Source organism: Pseudomonas sp. Seg1, assembly GCF_018326005.1.
Lineage (GTDB): Bacteria > Pseudomonadota > Gammaproteobacteria > Pseudomonadales > Pseudomonadaceae > Aquipseudomonas.
In genome coordinates, this window is sequence record NZ_AP021903.1 from 3,899,051 (window position 1) to 3,912,244 (window position 13,194).

Consider the following 13,194-nt stretch of genomic DNA (forward strand, 5'->3'; position numbering starts at 1 on the left):
GATGTAAAAAAGCCGCAACCCTGAGGTTGCGGCTTTGTCGTTTCAGCCTTGCAGATCAGTGAGCAAACAGCGAGTTGCCCTTCTGCCCCGCCAGCTTCTCCGGTTTGATCAGGAACTTGGCCAGTGCCGGCAACAGCCACAGCGCACCGAACATGTTCCACAGCAGCATGAAGGTCAGCATCAGGCCCATGTCGGCCTGGAACTTGATCGCCGAGAAGATCCAGGTGCACACGCCGATGGCCAGGCACAGACCGGTGAACAGCACCGCTTTACCGGTGGATTTCAGGGTCTGGTAATAGGCCTCCTGCAACGGCAGACCGGCACGCAGGAAGCTTTCCAGGCGGCTGTAGATGTAGATGCCGTAGTCGACACCAATCCCCACACCCAGCGCCACCACCGGCAGCGTGGCGACTTTCACGCCGATGCCCATGAACGCCATCAGCGCGTTGCCGAGTACCGAGGTCAGCACCAGCGGCAACACGATGCACAGGGTCGCCGCCCACGAGCGGAAGGTGATCATGCACATCACCGCCACGCAGATGTACACCAGGATCAAGATGGTCAGCTCAGCCTGTTTGATGACTTCGTTGGTGGCCGCTTCGATCCCGGCATTACCGGCAGCGAGGATGAATTCCAGACCGTCCTTGTTGTTGTCCTTGGCGAATTCCTGCACCGCATGCACCGCACGATCGAGGGTTTCGGCCTTGTGATCGTTGAGGAACACCAGCACCGGCGCCAGCGAGCAACTGTTGTTGTACAGACCGTCAGCGCGAGCAATCGAGTTGTTCAGCACATCCGGGTTACGCGACAGGGTTTCCCATTTCAGGTTGCCCTCGTTCATGCCCTTGATCATCTGCTTGGACACAGTCACCAGCGAGATCGCCGACTGCACGCCCTCGGTGTTCTGCATCTTCCACATCAGCTCGTCGATTGGCGCCATGGCCTCAAAGCGTGAACAGCCTTCAGCCTTGGTCTTGACCATCACCACCAGCACGTCGGAACTGGTCGAGTAGTTGTTGATGATGAAGTTGTTGTCCTTGTTGTAGCGCGAGTCCGGGCGCAGTTCCGGCGCGCCCTGGTCGAGGTCACCGATTTTCAGGTTCTGGCTGTACCAGAGGCCGCCGCCGAAGGCGATCAGCGCCAGCACTACCGAGATGCGTGCGACTTTCGGGTTGGCGAAGTTCGACAGCAGGCGCCAGAACGGGTGTTCGCGGTTCGCGTCCTTCTTGCTCTTGGCAATCGCCCGCTTGCTGATGCCGACATAGGAAATCGCTACCGGCAGCAGGATCAGGTTGGTGAACACGATCACTGCCACGCCGATCGACGCGCCGATGGCCAGTTCACGGATCACGCCGATGTCGATGATCAACAAGGTGATGAAGCCCACCGCATCCGCGAGAATCGCGATCATCCCCGGCAGGAACAGTTGCCGGAAGGTGCGTCGCGCTGCGGTCAGGGCGTTATCGGCCTCACTGGATTGCAGGGCGATACCGTTGATCTTCTGCACGCCGTGGGAAATGCCGATGGCGAAAATCAGGAACGGCACCAGCATCGAATACGGATCGAGCCCAAAGCCGAAGAAGTGCATCAGGCCGAGCTGCCAGACCACCGCCACCAGTGTCGTGCTCAACACCGCGATGGTGCTGCGCAAGCAATTGGTGAACCACAACAGCAGGATCAGGGTGATGACGAAGGCGATGCCGAAGAACATCACCACCATCACCAGCCCGTCGATCAGGTCACCGACCTTCTTGGCGAAACCGACGATGTGGATCTTGACGTTAGGGTTCTGCGCTTCGAACTTGTTGCGGATCTTGTCTTCGAGTTCATGGGAGAACTTGCGGTAGTCCAGCGCCAGCAACTTGCCCTGGTCATCCGGGTCCGGATAGGACTCCAGCAACGGGATGTCGACAATGCTCGACTTGAAGTCGTTGGCCACCAGACGCCCGACCTGACCGGACTTGAGCACGTTATTGCGCAGCAGGTCGAGGCTGTCCTGCGAGCCGTTGTAGCTCTGCGGGATCACTTCGCCGCCGGCAAAACCTTCTTCGGTCACTTCGGTCCAGCGTACGCTCGGGCTCCACAGCGACTTGAGGCCGGAACGGTCGACGCCGGAGATGTAGAACACCTCGTCGTTGATCTGACGCAGGGTCTCCATGTACTCCTTGGAGAAGATGTCGCCGTCGGTGGCTTCCACCGAAATCCGCACGGTGTTGCCCAGGTTCGCCAGATCGTTGCGGTGCTCCATCATCTTCTCGATGAACGGATGCTTGAGCGGGATCATTTTTTCGAAGCTGGTAGACGGCCGGATCAGCGTGGCCTGCCAGAACAGGAAAATACTGACCACCAGACAGATAAGGATCACGGCCGGCCGGTTGTTGAAAATCAGACGTTCGAGGAACGTCGCCTTGTCCTGCTGAGGAGTGATCAAGGAAGTCATAGCCCCGCCTTCTTATTATTGATCTCGGCGCCGTTTGGCAGTGTGGTGTGCACACCGCCCTGCCCGGTCAGAATCAGGTTGCCGTCGCCAGCCGCAGTGACCGAGGACAGCGAAATGCGATCCGGGCGGTTGAACACGCTGAAGGTTTCGCCATTGTCGCTACTGCTGATCACCGAACCGCCGTTGCCGACGATGACGATGGAGCCGTCCGCCAGCAGCGTGGCGCCGGACAGGCCGAACTCCAGCGCACCGCGCGCGGCTTTCAGTTCGACCTGTTCCCAAGTGCTGCCGAAATCGGTGGAGCGGTAAAGGTTGCCGCGCAGACCGTAGGCCAGCAGGGTCTGCGCTTGCGCGGTGCCGATCACGCCGAACAGCGAGCCCTCGTACGGGCCTTCGAGTTTTTCCCAGGTCTGGCCCCAGTCGGCGGAGCGGAACATGCTGCCGGACTCGCCGACGATGAACAGCCCGGCGTCTTTCACCGCCGCGATGGCGTTGAGGTGGAACTGGTCTTCGTTGTCGAGGCGGTCGCTGACGTCTTCCCAGTGTTTGCCGCCGTCGGTGGTTTCCAGCAGCGCGCCATACGCGCCCACGGCGAGGCCGCTGTTGACGTCCTTGAACCAGACGTCGAGCAGCGGCGATTCACGTTTGAGGTCTTCGAATTGCTTGGTCCAGGTCAGACCGCCGTCTTCGCTGGCGAGAATCTGCGCGTCATGGCCGACCGCCCAGCCGTGCTTGTCGTCGACAAAGTACACCGCCGTGAGCAGTTGCCGGCTCGGCACCTTGGCTTGAGTCCAGGTCTTGCCCTGGTCATCGGAATAGACGATGTGCCCGCGATCTCCGACCGCCACCAGCCGCGTTCCGGCGTGGACAACATCGAGAATCAGGCTTTTCGTGGCTTTGGCGGATTCGGTGGCGTACACCACGTCGGCCGGGGCCTCGGCGGCGATCACAGGTGCCGACAACGTGGCGAAGCCCAGCAGAGAGAGTGCTGTGGCCAGCAACGCGGTGTTGCGTAACGCCGGCGGGCGGCAACGACTCATAGACCTTCCCCTATTTATTATTGTTAGGCCATCTGGCCTTCAAGGGCGCCGCAAGTGTGCTCCAGTGATGGCTGGTCAGAAGCATAGTCCTGAAACCCGCAATCCAGAGCCACTTCGGAAGCTGGCCCATCCTATCGGGCTTTAGAAACGTCTGACAATCGGCGCCACGTTATCTTTTGTTAACCAAAAGCGGCCCGCTATTGCCGAGATATTCCCCTTGTAGGAGTGAGCCTGCTCGCGATAGCGGTGTGTCAGTTAGCAATTGTTCAGTTGACACACCGCTATCGCGAGCAGGCTCACTCCTACAAGGGATCGTGGGGGCTTCGGGATTTGAATGCATGACCATTCGCCGGAGTGATGCGGCAAATCTTGTGAGGGGGACTTGCACGATCAGTATTATGGTATACCATCATACGCACAGACACTCTCAATCCCCCAACGGAGCAGCTCATGAGTTTCGAAATTCGCAAGATCGTCAGCTATGTCGAAGAGACCTTCATCGAAGGCGGTAAGGCCACTGACAAGCCAGTGACCATGGTCGGCCTCGCCGTGGTGATGAAAAACCCGTGGGTGGGTAACGGTTTCGTTGAAGACCTCAAGCCGCAGATCCGCGCCAATTGCTCCGACCTCGGTGCACTGATGGTCGAGCGTCTGGTTGGCATCATCGGCGGCGCCGAGAAGATCGAGGCCTACGGCAAAGCGGCCGTGGTCGGCGCCGATGGCGAAATCGAACACGCCTCCGCCGTGATCCACACCCTGCGCTTTGGCAATCACTATCGCGAAGCGGTCAACGCCAAGAGCTATCTGAGCTTCACCAACAAGCGCGGCGGCCCGGGCACCTCGATCCAGATCCCGATGATGCACAAGGACGACGAAGGCCAGCGTTCGCACTACATCACCCTGGAAATGCAGATCGAAGACGCGCCGCGTGCCGACGAAATCGTCGTGGTGCTCGGTTGCGCCGACGGTGGTCGCCTGCATCCGCGCATCGGCAACCGTTACATCGATCTGGAAGAACTGGCCGCCGAAAAAGCCCAGTAATCACAATAAAAAGGCATTGCAGGAGCGCTCCATGATTCGGCTCACCGCTGAACTCACCCCGGCTGGCACCAGTTACCTGGCGACCGGCCAAGGCCAGACCGTGGTCTTGATCCACGGCGTGGGCCTGAACAAAGAAATGTGGGGCGGCCAGATCGTTGGCCTGTCGGCCCAATATCAGGTGATCGCCTACGACATGCTCGGCCACGGCGCCAGCCCGCGACCGGCCAGCGGCACCGACCTGCTCGGGTACGCTGATCAGTTGCTGGAACTACTCGATCACTTGAACCTGCCTGAGGCAGCGGTGATCGGTTTTTCCATGGGCGGGCTGGTGGCGCGGGCGTTTGCCTTGCATTACCCGCAGCGCCTGCAAAGCCTTGTGGTGTTGAACAGTGTGTTCAACCGCAGCGAAGAGCAGCGTGCCGGCGTTATCGCCCGCACCGCTCAGGCTGCCGAACATGGACCGGACGCCAATGCCGAAGCGGCGCTGTCACGCTGGTTCAGCCGTGAATATCAGGCGGCTAACCCGGCGCAGATCGCCGCGATCCGCCAGACCCTCGCCGGCAATGATCCGCAAGGCTATCTGACCACTTATGAGCTGTTCGCCACCCAAGACATGTACCGCGCCGACGACCTGGGCAGCATTCAGGCGCCGACGCTGATTGCCACCGGCGAACTCGACCCGGGTTCGACCCCGGAAATGGCCGAGCAACTGGCCCGGCGCATCCCCGGCGCGAAGGTTGCCGTGCTGCCCGAGCAACGGCATATGATGCCCGTAGAGTCGCCGCGACTGGTCAACCAGACGCTGCTGGAATTTCTCCAATTCGCACACTCCCGACAAAACCAAATAAAGGGGATCGTTGCATGACACTCGCACGCTTCCAGATGTGCATCGGCGGAGAATGGGTCGACGCCCTCTCCGGCAAGACTTTCGAAAGCCTCAACCCGGCCTCCGCACAAGCCTGGGCCGAACTGCCCGACGCCGATGAAGCGGACGTCGAACGCGCCGTGCAATCGGCGCAGGCCGCGTTCGACAGCCCGGCCTGGCGCGGCCTCACCGCCACCGCACGGGGCAAACTGCTGCGTCGCCTCGGTGACCTGATTGCGGAAAACAAGGAACAACTGGCGCAGCTGGAAAGCCGCGACAACGGCAAACTGATCCGCGAAACCCGGGGTCAGGTCGGTTATCTGCCGGAGTTCTTCCACTACACCGCAGGCCTCGCCGACAAGCTCGAAGGCGGCACGCTGCCGCTGGATAAGCCCGACCTGTTCGCCTACACCGTGCACGAAGCGATGGGTGTGGTCGCCGCGATCATTCCGTGGAACAGCCCGCTGTACCTGACTGCAATCAAACTCGCCCCGGCCCTCGCCGCCGGCAACACGATTGTGATCAAGCCGTCCGAGCACGCTTCGGCGACGATTCTGGAGCTGGCGCGTCTGGCCCTCGAAGCCGGGATTCCGCCGGGCGTGGTCAACGTCGTCACCGGGTATGGCCCGAGCACCGGCGCCGCCCTCACCCGTCATCCGCTGATCCGCAAGATCGCCTTCACTGGCGGCGCGGCGACGGCGCGGCATGTGGTGCGCAGCAGCGCCGAGAACTTCGCCAAGCTGTCGCTGGAACTGGGCGGCAAGTCGCCGAACATCATCTTCGCCGATGCCGATCTGGACAGCGCGATCAACGGCGCCATCGCCGGGATCTACGCCGCCTCTGGGCAAAGTTGTGTGTCGGGTTCGCGCCTGTTGGTGCAGGACGAAATCTACGACGAGTTCGTTAACCGACTGGTCGAGCGCGCCCAACGCATTCGCATCGGCAACCCACAGGAAGACAACAGTGAGATGGGCCCGATGGCCACTGCGCAGCAGCTGGCGGTGGTCGAAGGTCTTGTGGCTGATGCCATCGCAGAAGGTGCGCGTTTGCGTACCGGCGGCAAGCGTCCGGCAGGTCTTGGTGAAGGCTGGTTCTACGAGCCGACGCTGTTCGAATGCGACCGCAATTCGATGAAGATCATGCAGGAAGAAGTGTTCGGCCCGGTGGCTTCGGTGATTCGATTCAAAGATGAAGCTGAAGCGCTGGCGATCGCCAACGACTCGCAGTTCGGCCTCGCCGCCGGCATCTGGACCCGCGATCTCGGTCGCGCCCATCGCCTCGCTCGTGATGTTCGTTCAGGGATTATCTGGGTCAACACTTACCGCGCGGTGTCGGCGATGGCGCCGATTGGCGGCTTCAAGAACAGTGGCTATGGACGCGAAAGCGGCATCGACTCGGTGCTGGCTTACACCGAACTGAAAACGGTGTGGATCAACCTCTCTCAGGCGCCAATGCCTGATCCGTTTGTGATGCGCTAGGAGTCCTGCGAAATGATCGAACCCGGCATTTACAAAGACGTGATGAGTTCGTTTCCGTCTGGCGTCACGGTGGTCACCACCCTCGACCCGGAAGGCGGCATCGTCGGCATCACCGCCAGCGCCTTCAGCGCGCTGTCGATTGACCCGGCGCTGGTGCTGTTCTGTCCCAACTACGCTTCCGACACCTATCCGGTTTTGCGCGACAGCAAGAAGTTCGCGATCCATTTGCTGTCCGCCGACCAGACCGCCGAGGCCTATGCGTTTGCCGGTAAAGGCAAGGACAAGGCCAAGGATATCGAGTGGCATTTGAGCGAACTCGGTAACCCGATTCTGGCCAAAGCGACGGCGATCATCGAGTGTGAGCTGTGGCGGGAATACGACGGCGGTGATCACGCAATCATCGTGGGCGCGGTGAAGAACCTGATCCTGCCGGCGCAACCGGTGACGCCGATGATCTACCACAAAGGCAAGCTCGGCCCCCTGCCGACCCTGGCCTGACGGATTCACACAAATCCCTGTAGGAGTGAGCCTGCTCGCGATAGCGGACTGACATTCAACATTGATGTCGACTGATCCACCGCAATCGCGAGCAGGCTCACTCCGACAAGGGATTTGTGGTGACTGGAGGATTTATGAATAACGAGAAGTACGAAAAAGGCCTGGAGATCCGCACCCAGGTCTTGGGCGAAACCTACGTCCAGCGCTCGATCGACAACGCCGACGACTTCACCCGTCCGCTGCAGGAAATGGTCACCGAATACTGTTGGGGTCATGTCTGGGGCCGCGAAGGCTTGTCGCTCAAGGAGCGCAGCATGATCAACCTGGCGATGATCTCGGCGCTCAACCGCCCGCACGAACTCAAGCTGCATGTGCGCGGCGCCTTGCGTAACGGCCTGAGTCGTGAGCAAATACGCGAAATTGTGCTTCAGGTCGGCATTTATTGCGGCGTCCCGGCGGCCGTGGACAGTTTCCGGCTCGCCCGTGAAGCCTTCGCCGAAGCCGACGCCGAGACCTCCAGTTAACCCCTCGGCTGTTTTGATGCCCGTCTGGCATGGACAGCCACAGTAAAGAGCGGACCCCATGAAACGCCAGCCACTCGACGACAGCTTCAAGGTCAATCGCAACCCCGTTACCCTGCGCGAAATCGTGCTGGATAAACTGCGTAGCGCGATCATGAATTTCCAGCTCATGCCGGGCGATCGTCTGGTCGAGCGCGATCTGTGTGATCGCCTGGGTGTCAGCCGCACATCGGTGCGCGAAGCCTTGCGTCACCTTGAATCCGAAGGCCTGGTGGAATTCGCCGATGCCAAAGGCCCGCGCGTGGCAATCATCACCCTCGCCGATGCCGTCGATATCTATGAGCTGCGTTGCGTACTGGAAGGCTTGATCGTCCAGCTGTTCACGCTGCGCGCCAAGGCCAAGGACATCAAAGCCCTGGAAAAAGCCCTCGACGAGAACCGCAAGGCACTCAAGGACGGCGAACTGCAACAGGTGATCGACTCGGTGCAGGGTTTCTACGACGTGCTGTTGGAAGGTTCGGGCAACCATGTCGCGGCGACTCAGTTGCGTCAGTTGCAGGCTCGCATCAGCTACTTGCGTGCGACTTCGGTTTCCCAGGAAAACCGTCGCGGCGCGAGTAATCAGGAAATGGAAAAAATGGTCGCGGCGATCAAGAGCGGCGATCCGCTGGCGGCGCATCAGGCCTGTGTTGATCACGTTCGTGCTGCCGCAGCCGTTGCCCTCGACTATCTCAAGCGCAAGCAGGAAGAGACCGGGGCTACCCCGCCAATCACCCTGCCGATTGCGCTGAAAGAACCTCGTATAGGTCACTGATATGTCCAGCCCGAGCTATTGCCCGAAATGCGGTGGCCCTGACCTCGGTCAGCAGGTGCCGCCGGGCGATACGCACGAGCGCCTGATGTGCCGCGGCTGCGGCTACATCCACTACGTCAATCCGAAGATCATTGCCGGCTGCATCATCGAGCAGGACGGCAAATACCTCTTGTGCCAACGGGCGATTCCCCCGCGCCCGGGCACCTGGACGCTGCCGGCCGGCTTCATGGAAAGCGGCGAGACCACCGAGCAGGCGGCGCTGCGTGAAGTCTGGGAAGAAAGCGGCGTGCGTGCGGAGATTCTCTCGCCCTATTCGATTTTCAGCGTGCCGAAGATCAGCGAGGTGTACATCATCTTCCGCGCCATTGCGCTGGAGATCACCGGGCAGTACGGGCCGGAAACGCTGGACTACAAGTTCTTTGCGCCTGAAGACATCCCGTGGGAGCAGATCTATTACCCGGCGATCCGGCAGATTCTCGAGCGCTATATCGAGGAGCGCCAGGCTGGGGTTTACGGGATCTACATCGGCAATGACGATAGCGGCAAGATCCACTTTATCCGCTGAAGACCGCATTCCCCCCTGCCTGATCGTTCCCACGCTCCGCGTGGGAATGCAGCCCGGGACGCTCCGCGTCCCTTCAAAAGCCGAACGCGGAGCGTCCGAAGAGGCATTCCCACGCGGAGCGTGGGAACGATCATTGCGTGGGAACAATCCCTTCCGCTGGGTTCAGAGTGGGGCGATGCCTTCGACGATGATGATTTCCGCCTTCGCCCATTCCTCGCGGTAACTTTTCGCCTCCTGGTACGCCGCCGATTGGTAGCACGCCACGGCTTTTTCGTAGCTTTCAAACTCGATCACCACACTGCGTTGCGGCGTCCTGCGCCCTTCCATCGCCTCGCTGCGCCCGCCTCTCGCGAGAAACTTCGCGCCGAACTCGGCGAAGGCCGCCGGCGCGCGCTGGGTGTATTGGCTGTAGTGATCGGCATCGGCGATATCCACATGAGCAATCCAGTACGCCTTCATAGTGACCTCTTTGTTGATTTTGTATTATGGTATACCAATATATTTCCAACGAACCCTGAGAGTCCAGCATGGCCTTCAACAGCATCGAAGAAATCATCGAAGATTATCGTCTCGGCAAAATGGTCCTGCTGGTCGATGACGAAGATCGCGAAAACGAGGGCGACCTGCTGCTGGCCGCCGACTGCTGCACGCCCGAGGCGATCAGCTTCATGGCGCGTGAAGCGCGGGGGCTGATCTGCCTGACGCTGACTGACGAACATTGTCAGCGTTTGGGCCTTGAGCAAATGGTGCCGGCCAATGGCAGCGTGTTCAGCACAGCCTTCACGGTGTCGATTGAAGCGGCGGTTGGCGTCACCACCGGCATATCCGCCGCCGACCGCGCCTGCACGGTTGCCGCCGCCGTAGCCAAAGACGCTCGCGCCGAAGACCTGGTACAGCCGGGCCATATCTTTCCGTTGCGTGCCAAGGAAGGTGGCGTGCTGACCCGCGCCGGTCATACCGAAGCGGGTTGCGATTTAGCGCGTCTCGCCGGTTTCACACCGGCCTCGGTCATCGTTGAGGTGATGAACGACGACGGCACCATGGCCCGTCGCCCGGATCTGGAAGTGTTTGCACGCAAGCACGGGATCAAGATCGGCACCATCGCCGACCTGATCCACTATCGACTCAGCACCGAACACACCATCGAACGGATTGGCGAACGTGAGCTGCCGACGGTGCACGGCACGTTCCGCTTGATCACCTTTGAGGATCGCATCGAGGGCGGCGTGCACATGGCCATGGTCATGGGCGATCTGCGCCGCGAAGAGCCGACGCTGGTGCGCGTGCATGTGATTGATCCGCTGCGTGATCTGGTCGGTGCCGAGTACAGCGGGCCGAGCAACTGGACACTGTGGGCGGCGCTGCAACGGGTTGCCGCTGAAGGGCATGGGGTTGTGGTGGTATTGGCCAATCATGAGTCGTCGCAGGCGTTGCTTGAGCGCGTGCCGCAACTGACCCAGCCGCCGCGACAGTTCAGCCGCTCGCAATCGCGGATTTATTCCGAGGTGGGGACTGGGGCGCAGATTTTGCAGAATCTTGGGGTGGGTAAGTTGCGTCACTTGGGCCCTCCTCTGAAATACGCTGGCCTGACCGGGTATGACCTGGAAGTGGTCGAGAGTATTCCGTTCACCGAGTAACTCACGTCGAGCACAAATCCAAATGTAGGAGTGAGCCTGCTCGCGATAGCGGTGTGACATTCAGCAATGATGTTGACTGATACACCGCTATCGCGAGCAGGCTCACTCCTACAGGGTTTTGCATTTCAAACTGATTCCTCTGAGCTTCCAAAAAACAGATTCGCCAGATAACCGGTAAGGCAAAGTGCTTGCACAAAGTTTGGAATACCATAATATGATATTCCATAGACCGGACACTCCAACGAACGTCCATCTACTGCTCCCGATAGGCGGGCAACAACGCAAGCCCGCTCAAAAACACAACAATGAGGGCGTAAAAATGGTGTTGAACAAAGCTGCAACCGCGATCTTTTTTGCGGGACTGCTCAGCGTCACCGGCCAGGCTGCAATGGCTGCCGAAAGCGTGAATTTTGTCAGCTGGGGTGGAAGCACCCAGGATGCGCAGAAACAGGCCTGGGCCGATCCGTTCAGCAAAGCCAGCGGCATCACCGTGGTGCAGGACGGGCCGACCGACTACGGCAAACTCAAAGCCATGGTCGAGAGCGGCAACGTGCAGTGGGACGTGGTCGATGTCGAAGCCGATTTCGCCCTGCGCGCCGCCGCTGAAGGCCTGCTCGAACCCCTCGATTTCAAAGTGATTCAGCGCGACAAGATCGACCCGCGTTTCGTCAGCGATTACGGCGTCGGCTCGTTCTTCTTCTCCTTCGTCCTCGGCTACAACGAGGGCAAACTCGGCGCTGCCAAGCCGCAAGACTGGACGGCACTGTTCGACACCAAGACCTACCCCGGCAAACGCGCCCTGTACAAATGGCCAAGCCCCGGCGTGCTCGAACTGGCGCTGCTGGCCGACGGCGTCGCGGCCGACAAGCTCTACCCGCTGGATCTGGATCGCGCCTTCAAGAAACTCGACACCATCAAGAAAGACATCGTCTGGTGGGGCGGCGGCGCGCAGTCGCAGCAACTGCTGGCCTCTGGCGAAGCGAGCATGGGTCAGTTCTGGAACGGCCGCATTCACGCCCTGCAAGAAGACGGCGCGCCGGTTGGCGTGAGCTGGAAACAGAACCTGGTCATGGCCGACATTCTGGTGATTCCAAAAGGCTCGAAAAACAAGGACGCGGCGATGAAGTTTCTGGCCAATGCCAGCAGCGCCAAAGGCCAGGCCGACTTCTCCAACCTGACCGCCTACGCCCCGGTCAACCTCGACAGTGTGGAGCGTCTGGATTCGACGCTGGCCCCCAACCTGCCGACTGCCTACGCTAAGGATCAGATCACTCTTGATTTCGCGTACTGGGCCAAAAACGGCCAGGCCATCGCGACACGGTGGAACGAATGGCTGGTCAAATGAAAATGGCGGCCACCGCGTCCCGTCCCTCCACTGCCACCGGGAGCGCCGCGAGCGCTGCCGGCTCGGCCCACGGAACACAGGCGGTTGCGATGCAGCAAGCCCCGTCCCTCAGACAACGCTGGCGCGGCGCCGGCAACCTCGCACCGGCGCTGCTGTTCATCGGCCTGTTCTTTCTCGCGCCGTTGATTGGCCTGCTGTTGCGCGGCGTGCTCGAACCGACCCCGGGCCTTGGCAACTACGAACAACTGTTCGCCAACTCGGCGTATGCACGGGTGCTGCTCAACACCTTTTCGGTGGCCGGGCTGGTGACGCTGTTCAGCCTGCTGCTGGGCTTTCCGCTGGCCTGGGCGATCACTCTGGTGCCGCGCGGCTGGGGTCGCTGGATTCTCAACATCGTTCTGCTGTCGATGTGGACCAGCCTGCTCGCCCGCACCTATTCATGGCTGGTGTTGCTGCAAGCTTCGGGCGTGATCAACAAGGCTCTGATGGCGCTGGGCATCATCGATCAGCCGCTGGAAATGGTGCATAACCTCACCGGTGTGGTGATCGGCATGAGCTACATCATGATCCCGTTCATCGTGCTGCCGCTGCAGGCGACCATGCAGGCCATCGACCCGATGATTCTGCAGGCTGGTTCGATCTGTGGCGCCAGTCCGTGGACCAACTTCTTCCGGGTGTTCCTGCCGCTGTGCCGGCCGGGTCTGGCCTCCGGCGGCTTGATGGTGTTCGTGATGTCGCTCGGTTACTACGTCACCCCGGCACTGCTCGGCGGCGCGCAGAACATGATGCTGCCGGAGTTCATCATTCAGCAGGTGCAATCGTTCCTCAACTGGGGCCTGGCCAGTGCCGGCGCTGCGTTGCTGATCGCGATCACTTTGGTGCTGTTCTACTTCTACCTGAAGCTTCAGCCGGAATCCCCGGTTGGCGCCAGTAATGCGAGGTAAGCCGAC

The 13,194-nt window shown here is 60.5% G+C and carries 13 protein-coding genes; 10 read left to right on the top strand and 3 right to left on the bottom strand.

All coding sequences use genetic code 11. The features are described 5' to 3' along the window. Nucleotides 1–55 precede the first annotated feature (55 nt). Both KI231_RS17370 and KI231_RS17375 read right to left on the bottom strand, forming a co-directional pair. Nucleotides 56–2,440: an efflux RND transporter permease subunit gene (locus KI231_RS17370; RefSeq protein WP_212809227.1), complete on the bottom strand. Its 2,385-nt coding sequence runs from the start codon at nucleotides 2,438–2,440 to the stop codon at nucleotides 56–58. Then, nucleotides 2,437–3,480 carry a WD40/YVTN/BNR-like repeat-containing protein gene (locus KI231_RS17375; RefSeq protein ID WP_212809228.1) on the bottom strand — a complete coding sequence of 348 codons (1,044 nt, stop codon included), beginning with the start codon at nucleotides 3,478–3,480 and terminating at the stop codon, nucleotides 2,437–2,439. The genes KI231_RS17370 and KI231_RS17375 overlap by 4 nt, the downstream gene beginning before the upstream one ends. A 450-nt stretch (nucleotides 3,481–3,930) precedes the next feature. On the opposite strand from KI231_RS17375, the gene KI231_RS17380 reads away from it, so the two are divergent. The 7 genes from KI231_RS17380 (at nucleotide 3,931) to KI231_RS17410 (ending at nucleotide 9,262) form a co-directional block, all read left to right on the top strand. Then, nucleotides 3,931–4,521, top strand: a complete 591-nt coding sequence (locus KI231_RS17380; protein ID WP_007917992.1) for an amino acid synthesis family protein — start codon at nucleotides 3,931–3,933, stop codon at nucleotides 4,519–4,521. Between the two features lie 31 nt (nucleotides 4,522–4,552). Continuing rightward, nucleotides 4,553–5,386 carry an alpha/beta fold hydrolase gene (locus tag KI231_RS17385; RefSeq protein ID WP_212809229.1) on the top strand — a complete coding sequence of 278 codons (834 nt, stop codon included), beginning with the start codon at nucleotides 4,553–4,555 and terminating at the stop codon, nucleotides 5,384–5,386. Then, on the top strand, nucleotides 5,383–6,864 hold the full coding sequence (locus tag KI231_RS17390; protein ID WP_212809230.1) for an aldehyde dehydrogenase: 1,482 nt from the start codon (nucleotides 5,383–5,385) through the stop codon (nucleotides 6,862–6,864). The genes KI231_RS17385 and KI231_RS17390 overlap by 4 nt, the downstream gene beginning before the upstream one ends. 12 nt (nucleotides 6,865–6,876) lie before the next feature. Beyond that, the gene (locus tag KI231_RS17395; RefSeq protein ID WP_194934316.1) at nucleotides 6,877–7,362 is read left to right on the top strand and encodes a flavin reductase family protein; all 486 of its coding nucleotides are present in this window, start codon (nucleotides 6,877–6,879) and stop codon (nucleotides 7,360–7,362) included. A gap of 134 nt (nucleotides 7,363–7,496) precedes the next feature. Next, a complete protein-coding gene (locus tag KI231_RS17400; RefSeq protein ID WP_212809231.1) occupies nucleotides 7,497–7,886 on the top strand; it encodes a carboxymuconolactone decarboxylase family protein in 390 nt (129 codons plus the stop codon). Between the two features lie 58 nt (nucleotides 7,887–7,944). Continuing rightward, on the top strand, nucleotides 7,945–8,697 hold the full coding sequence (locus tag KI231_RS17405; RefSeq protein ID WP_103305749.1) for a GntR family transcriptional regulator: 753 nt from the start codon (nucleotides 7,945–7,947) through the stop codon (nucleotides 8,695–8,697). A gap of 1 nt (nucleotide 8,698) precedes the next feature. Continuing rightward, nucleotides 8,699–9,262, top strand: a complete 564-nt coding sequence (locus KI231_RS17410; protein WP_212809232.1) for an NUDIX hydrolase — start codon at nucleotides 8,699–8,701, stop codon at nucleotides 9,260–9,262. Between the two features lie 162 nt (nucleotides 9,263–9,424). Here KI231_RS17410 and KI231_RS17415 read toward each other — a convergent pair whose 3' ends face one another. After that, nucleotides 9,425–9,721: a DUF1330 domain-containing protein gene (locus KI231_RS17415; protein WP_103305747.1), complete on the bottom strand. Its 297-nt coding sequence runs from the start codon at nucleotides 9,719–9,721 to the stop codon at nucleotides 9,425–9,427. A 68-nt stretch (nucleotides 9,722–9,789) separates the two neighbouring features. On the opposite strand from KI231_RS17415, the gene ribBA reads away from it, so the two are divergent. The 3 genes from ribBA to KI231_RS17430 all read left to right on the top strand — a co-directional run bounded on the left by ribBA (nucleotide 9,790) and on the right by KI231_RS17430 (nucleotide 13,188). Continuing rightward, a complete protein-coding gene (gene ribBA / locus KI231_RS17420; RefSeq protein WP_212809233.1) occupies nucleotides 9,790–10,899 on the top strand; it encodes a bifunctional 3,4-dihydroxy-2-butanone-4-phosphate synthase/GTP cyclohydrolase II in 1,110 nt (369 codons plus the stop codon). Nucleotides 10,900–11,218: 319 nt separating this feature from the next. Then, nucleotides 11,219–12,244: an ABC transporter substrate-binding protein gene (locus KI231_RS17425; protein WP_212809234.1), complete on the top strand. Its 1,026-nt coding sequence runs from the start codon at nucleotides 11,219–11,221 to the stop codon at nucleotides 12,242–12,244. Continuing rightward, nucleotides 12,241–13,188 (top strand): ABC transporter permease, encoded by a 948-nt coding sequence (locus KI231_RS17430; RefSeq protein WP_194934423.1) that lies wholly within the window; start codon nucleotides 12,241–12,243, stop codon nucleotides 13,186–13,188. Before KI231_RS17425 ends, KI231_RS17430 begins: the two co-directional genes overlap by 4 nt. The last annotated feature ends 6 nt before the right edge of the window (nucleotides 13,189–13,194 follow it).

Bases quoted from the DNA above. Each gene is read 5' to 3' on its own strand.
- KI231_RS17370 (WP_212809227.1), bottom strand. From the start codon at position 2,440: ATGACTTCCTTGATCACTCCTCAGCAGGACAAGGCGACGTTCCTCGAA.
- KI231_RS17375 (WP_212809228.1), bottom strand. From the start codon at position 3,480: ATGAGTCGTTGCCGCCCGCCGGCGTTACGCAACACCGCGTTGCTGGCC.
- KI231_RS17380 (WP_007917992.1), top strand. From the start codon at position 3,931: ATGAGTTTCGAAATTCGCAAGATCGTCAGCTATGTCGAAGAGACCTTC.
- KI231_RS17385 (WP_212809229.1), top strand. From the start codon at position 4,553: ATGATTCGGCTCACCGCTGAACTCACCCCGGCTGGCACCAGTTACCTG.
- KI231_RS17390 (WP_212809230.1), top strand. From the start codon at position 5,383: ATGACACTCGCACGCTTCCAGATGTGCATCGGCGGAGAATGGGTCGAC.
- KI231_RS17395 (WP_194934316.1), top strand. From the start codon at position 6,877: ATGATCGAACCCGGCATTTACAAAGACGTGATGAGTTCGTTTCCGTCT.
- KI231_RS17400 (WP_212809231.1), top strand. From the start codon at position 7,497: ATGAATAACGAGAAGTACGAAAAAGGCCTGGAGATCCGCACCCAGGTC.
- KI231_RS17405 (WP_103305749.1), top strand. From the start codon at position 7,945: ATGAAACGCCAGCCACTCGACGACAGCTTCAAGGTCAATCGCAACCCC.
- KI231_RS17410 (WP_212809232.1), top strand. From the start codon at position 8,699: ATGTCCAGCCCGAGCTATTGCCCGAAATGCGGTGGCCCTGACCTCGGT.
- KI231_RS17415 (WP_103305747.1), bottom strand. From the start codon at position 9,721: ATGAAGGCGTACTGGATTGCTCATGTGGATATCGCCGATGCCGATCAC.
- ribBA (WP_212809233.1), top strand. From the start codon at position 9,790: ATGGCCTTCAACAGCATCGAAGAAATCATCGAAGATTATCGTCTCGGC.
- KI231_RS17425 (WP_212809234.1), top strand. From the start codon at position 11,219: ATGGTGTTGAACAAAGCTGCAACCGCGATCTTTTTTGCGGGACTGCTC.
- KI231_RS17430 (WP_194934423.1), top strand. From the start codon at position 12,241: ATGAAAATGGCGGCCACCGCGTCCCGTCCCTCCACTGCCACCGGGAGC.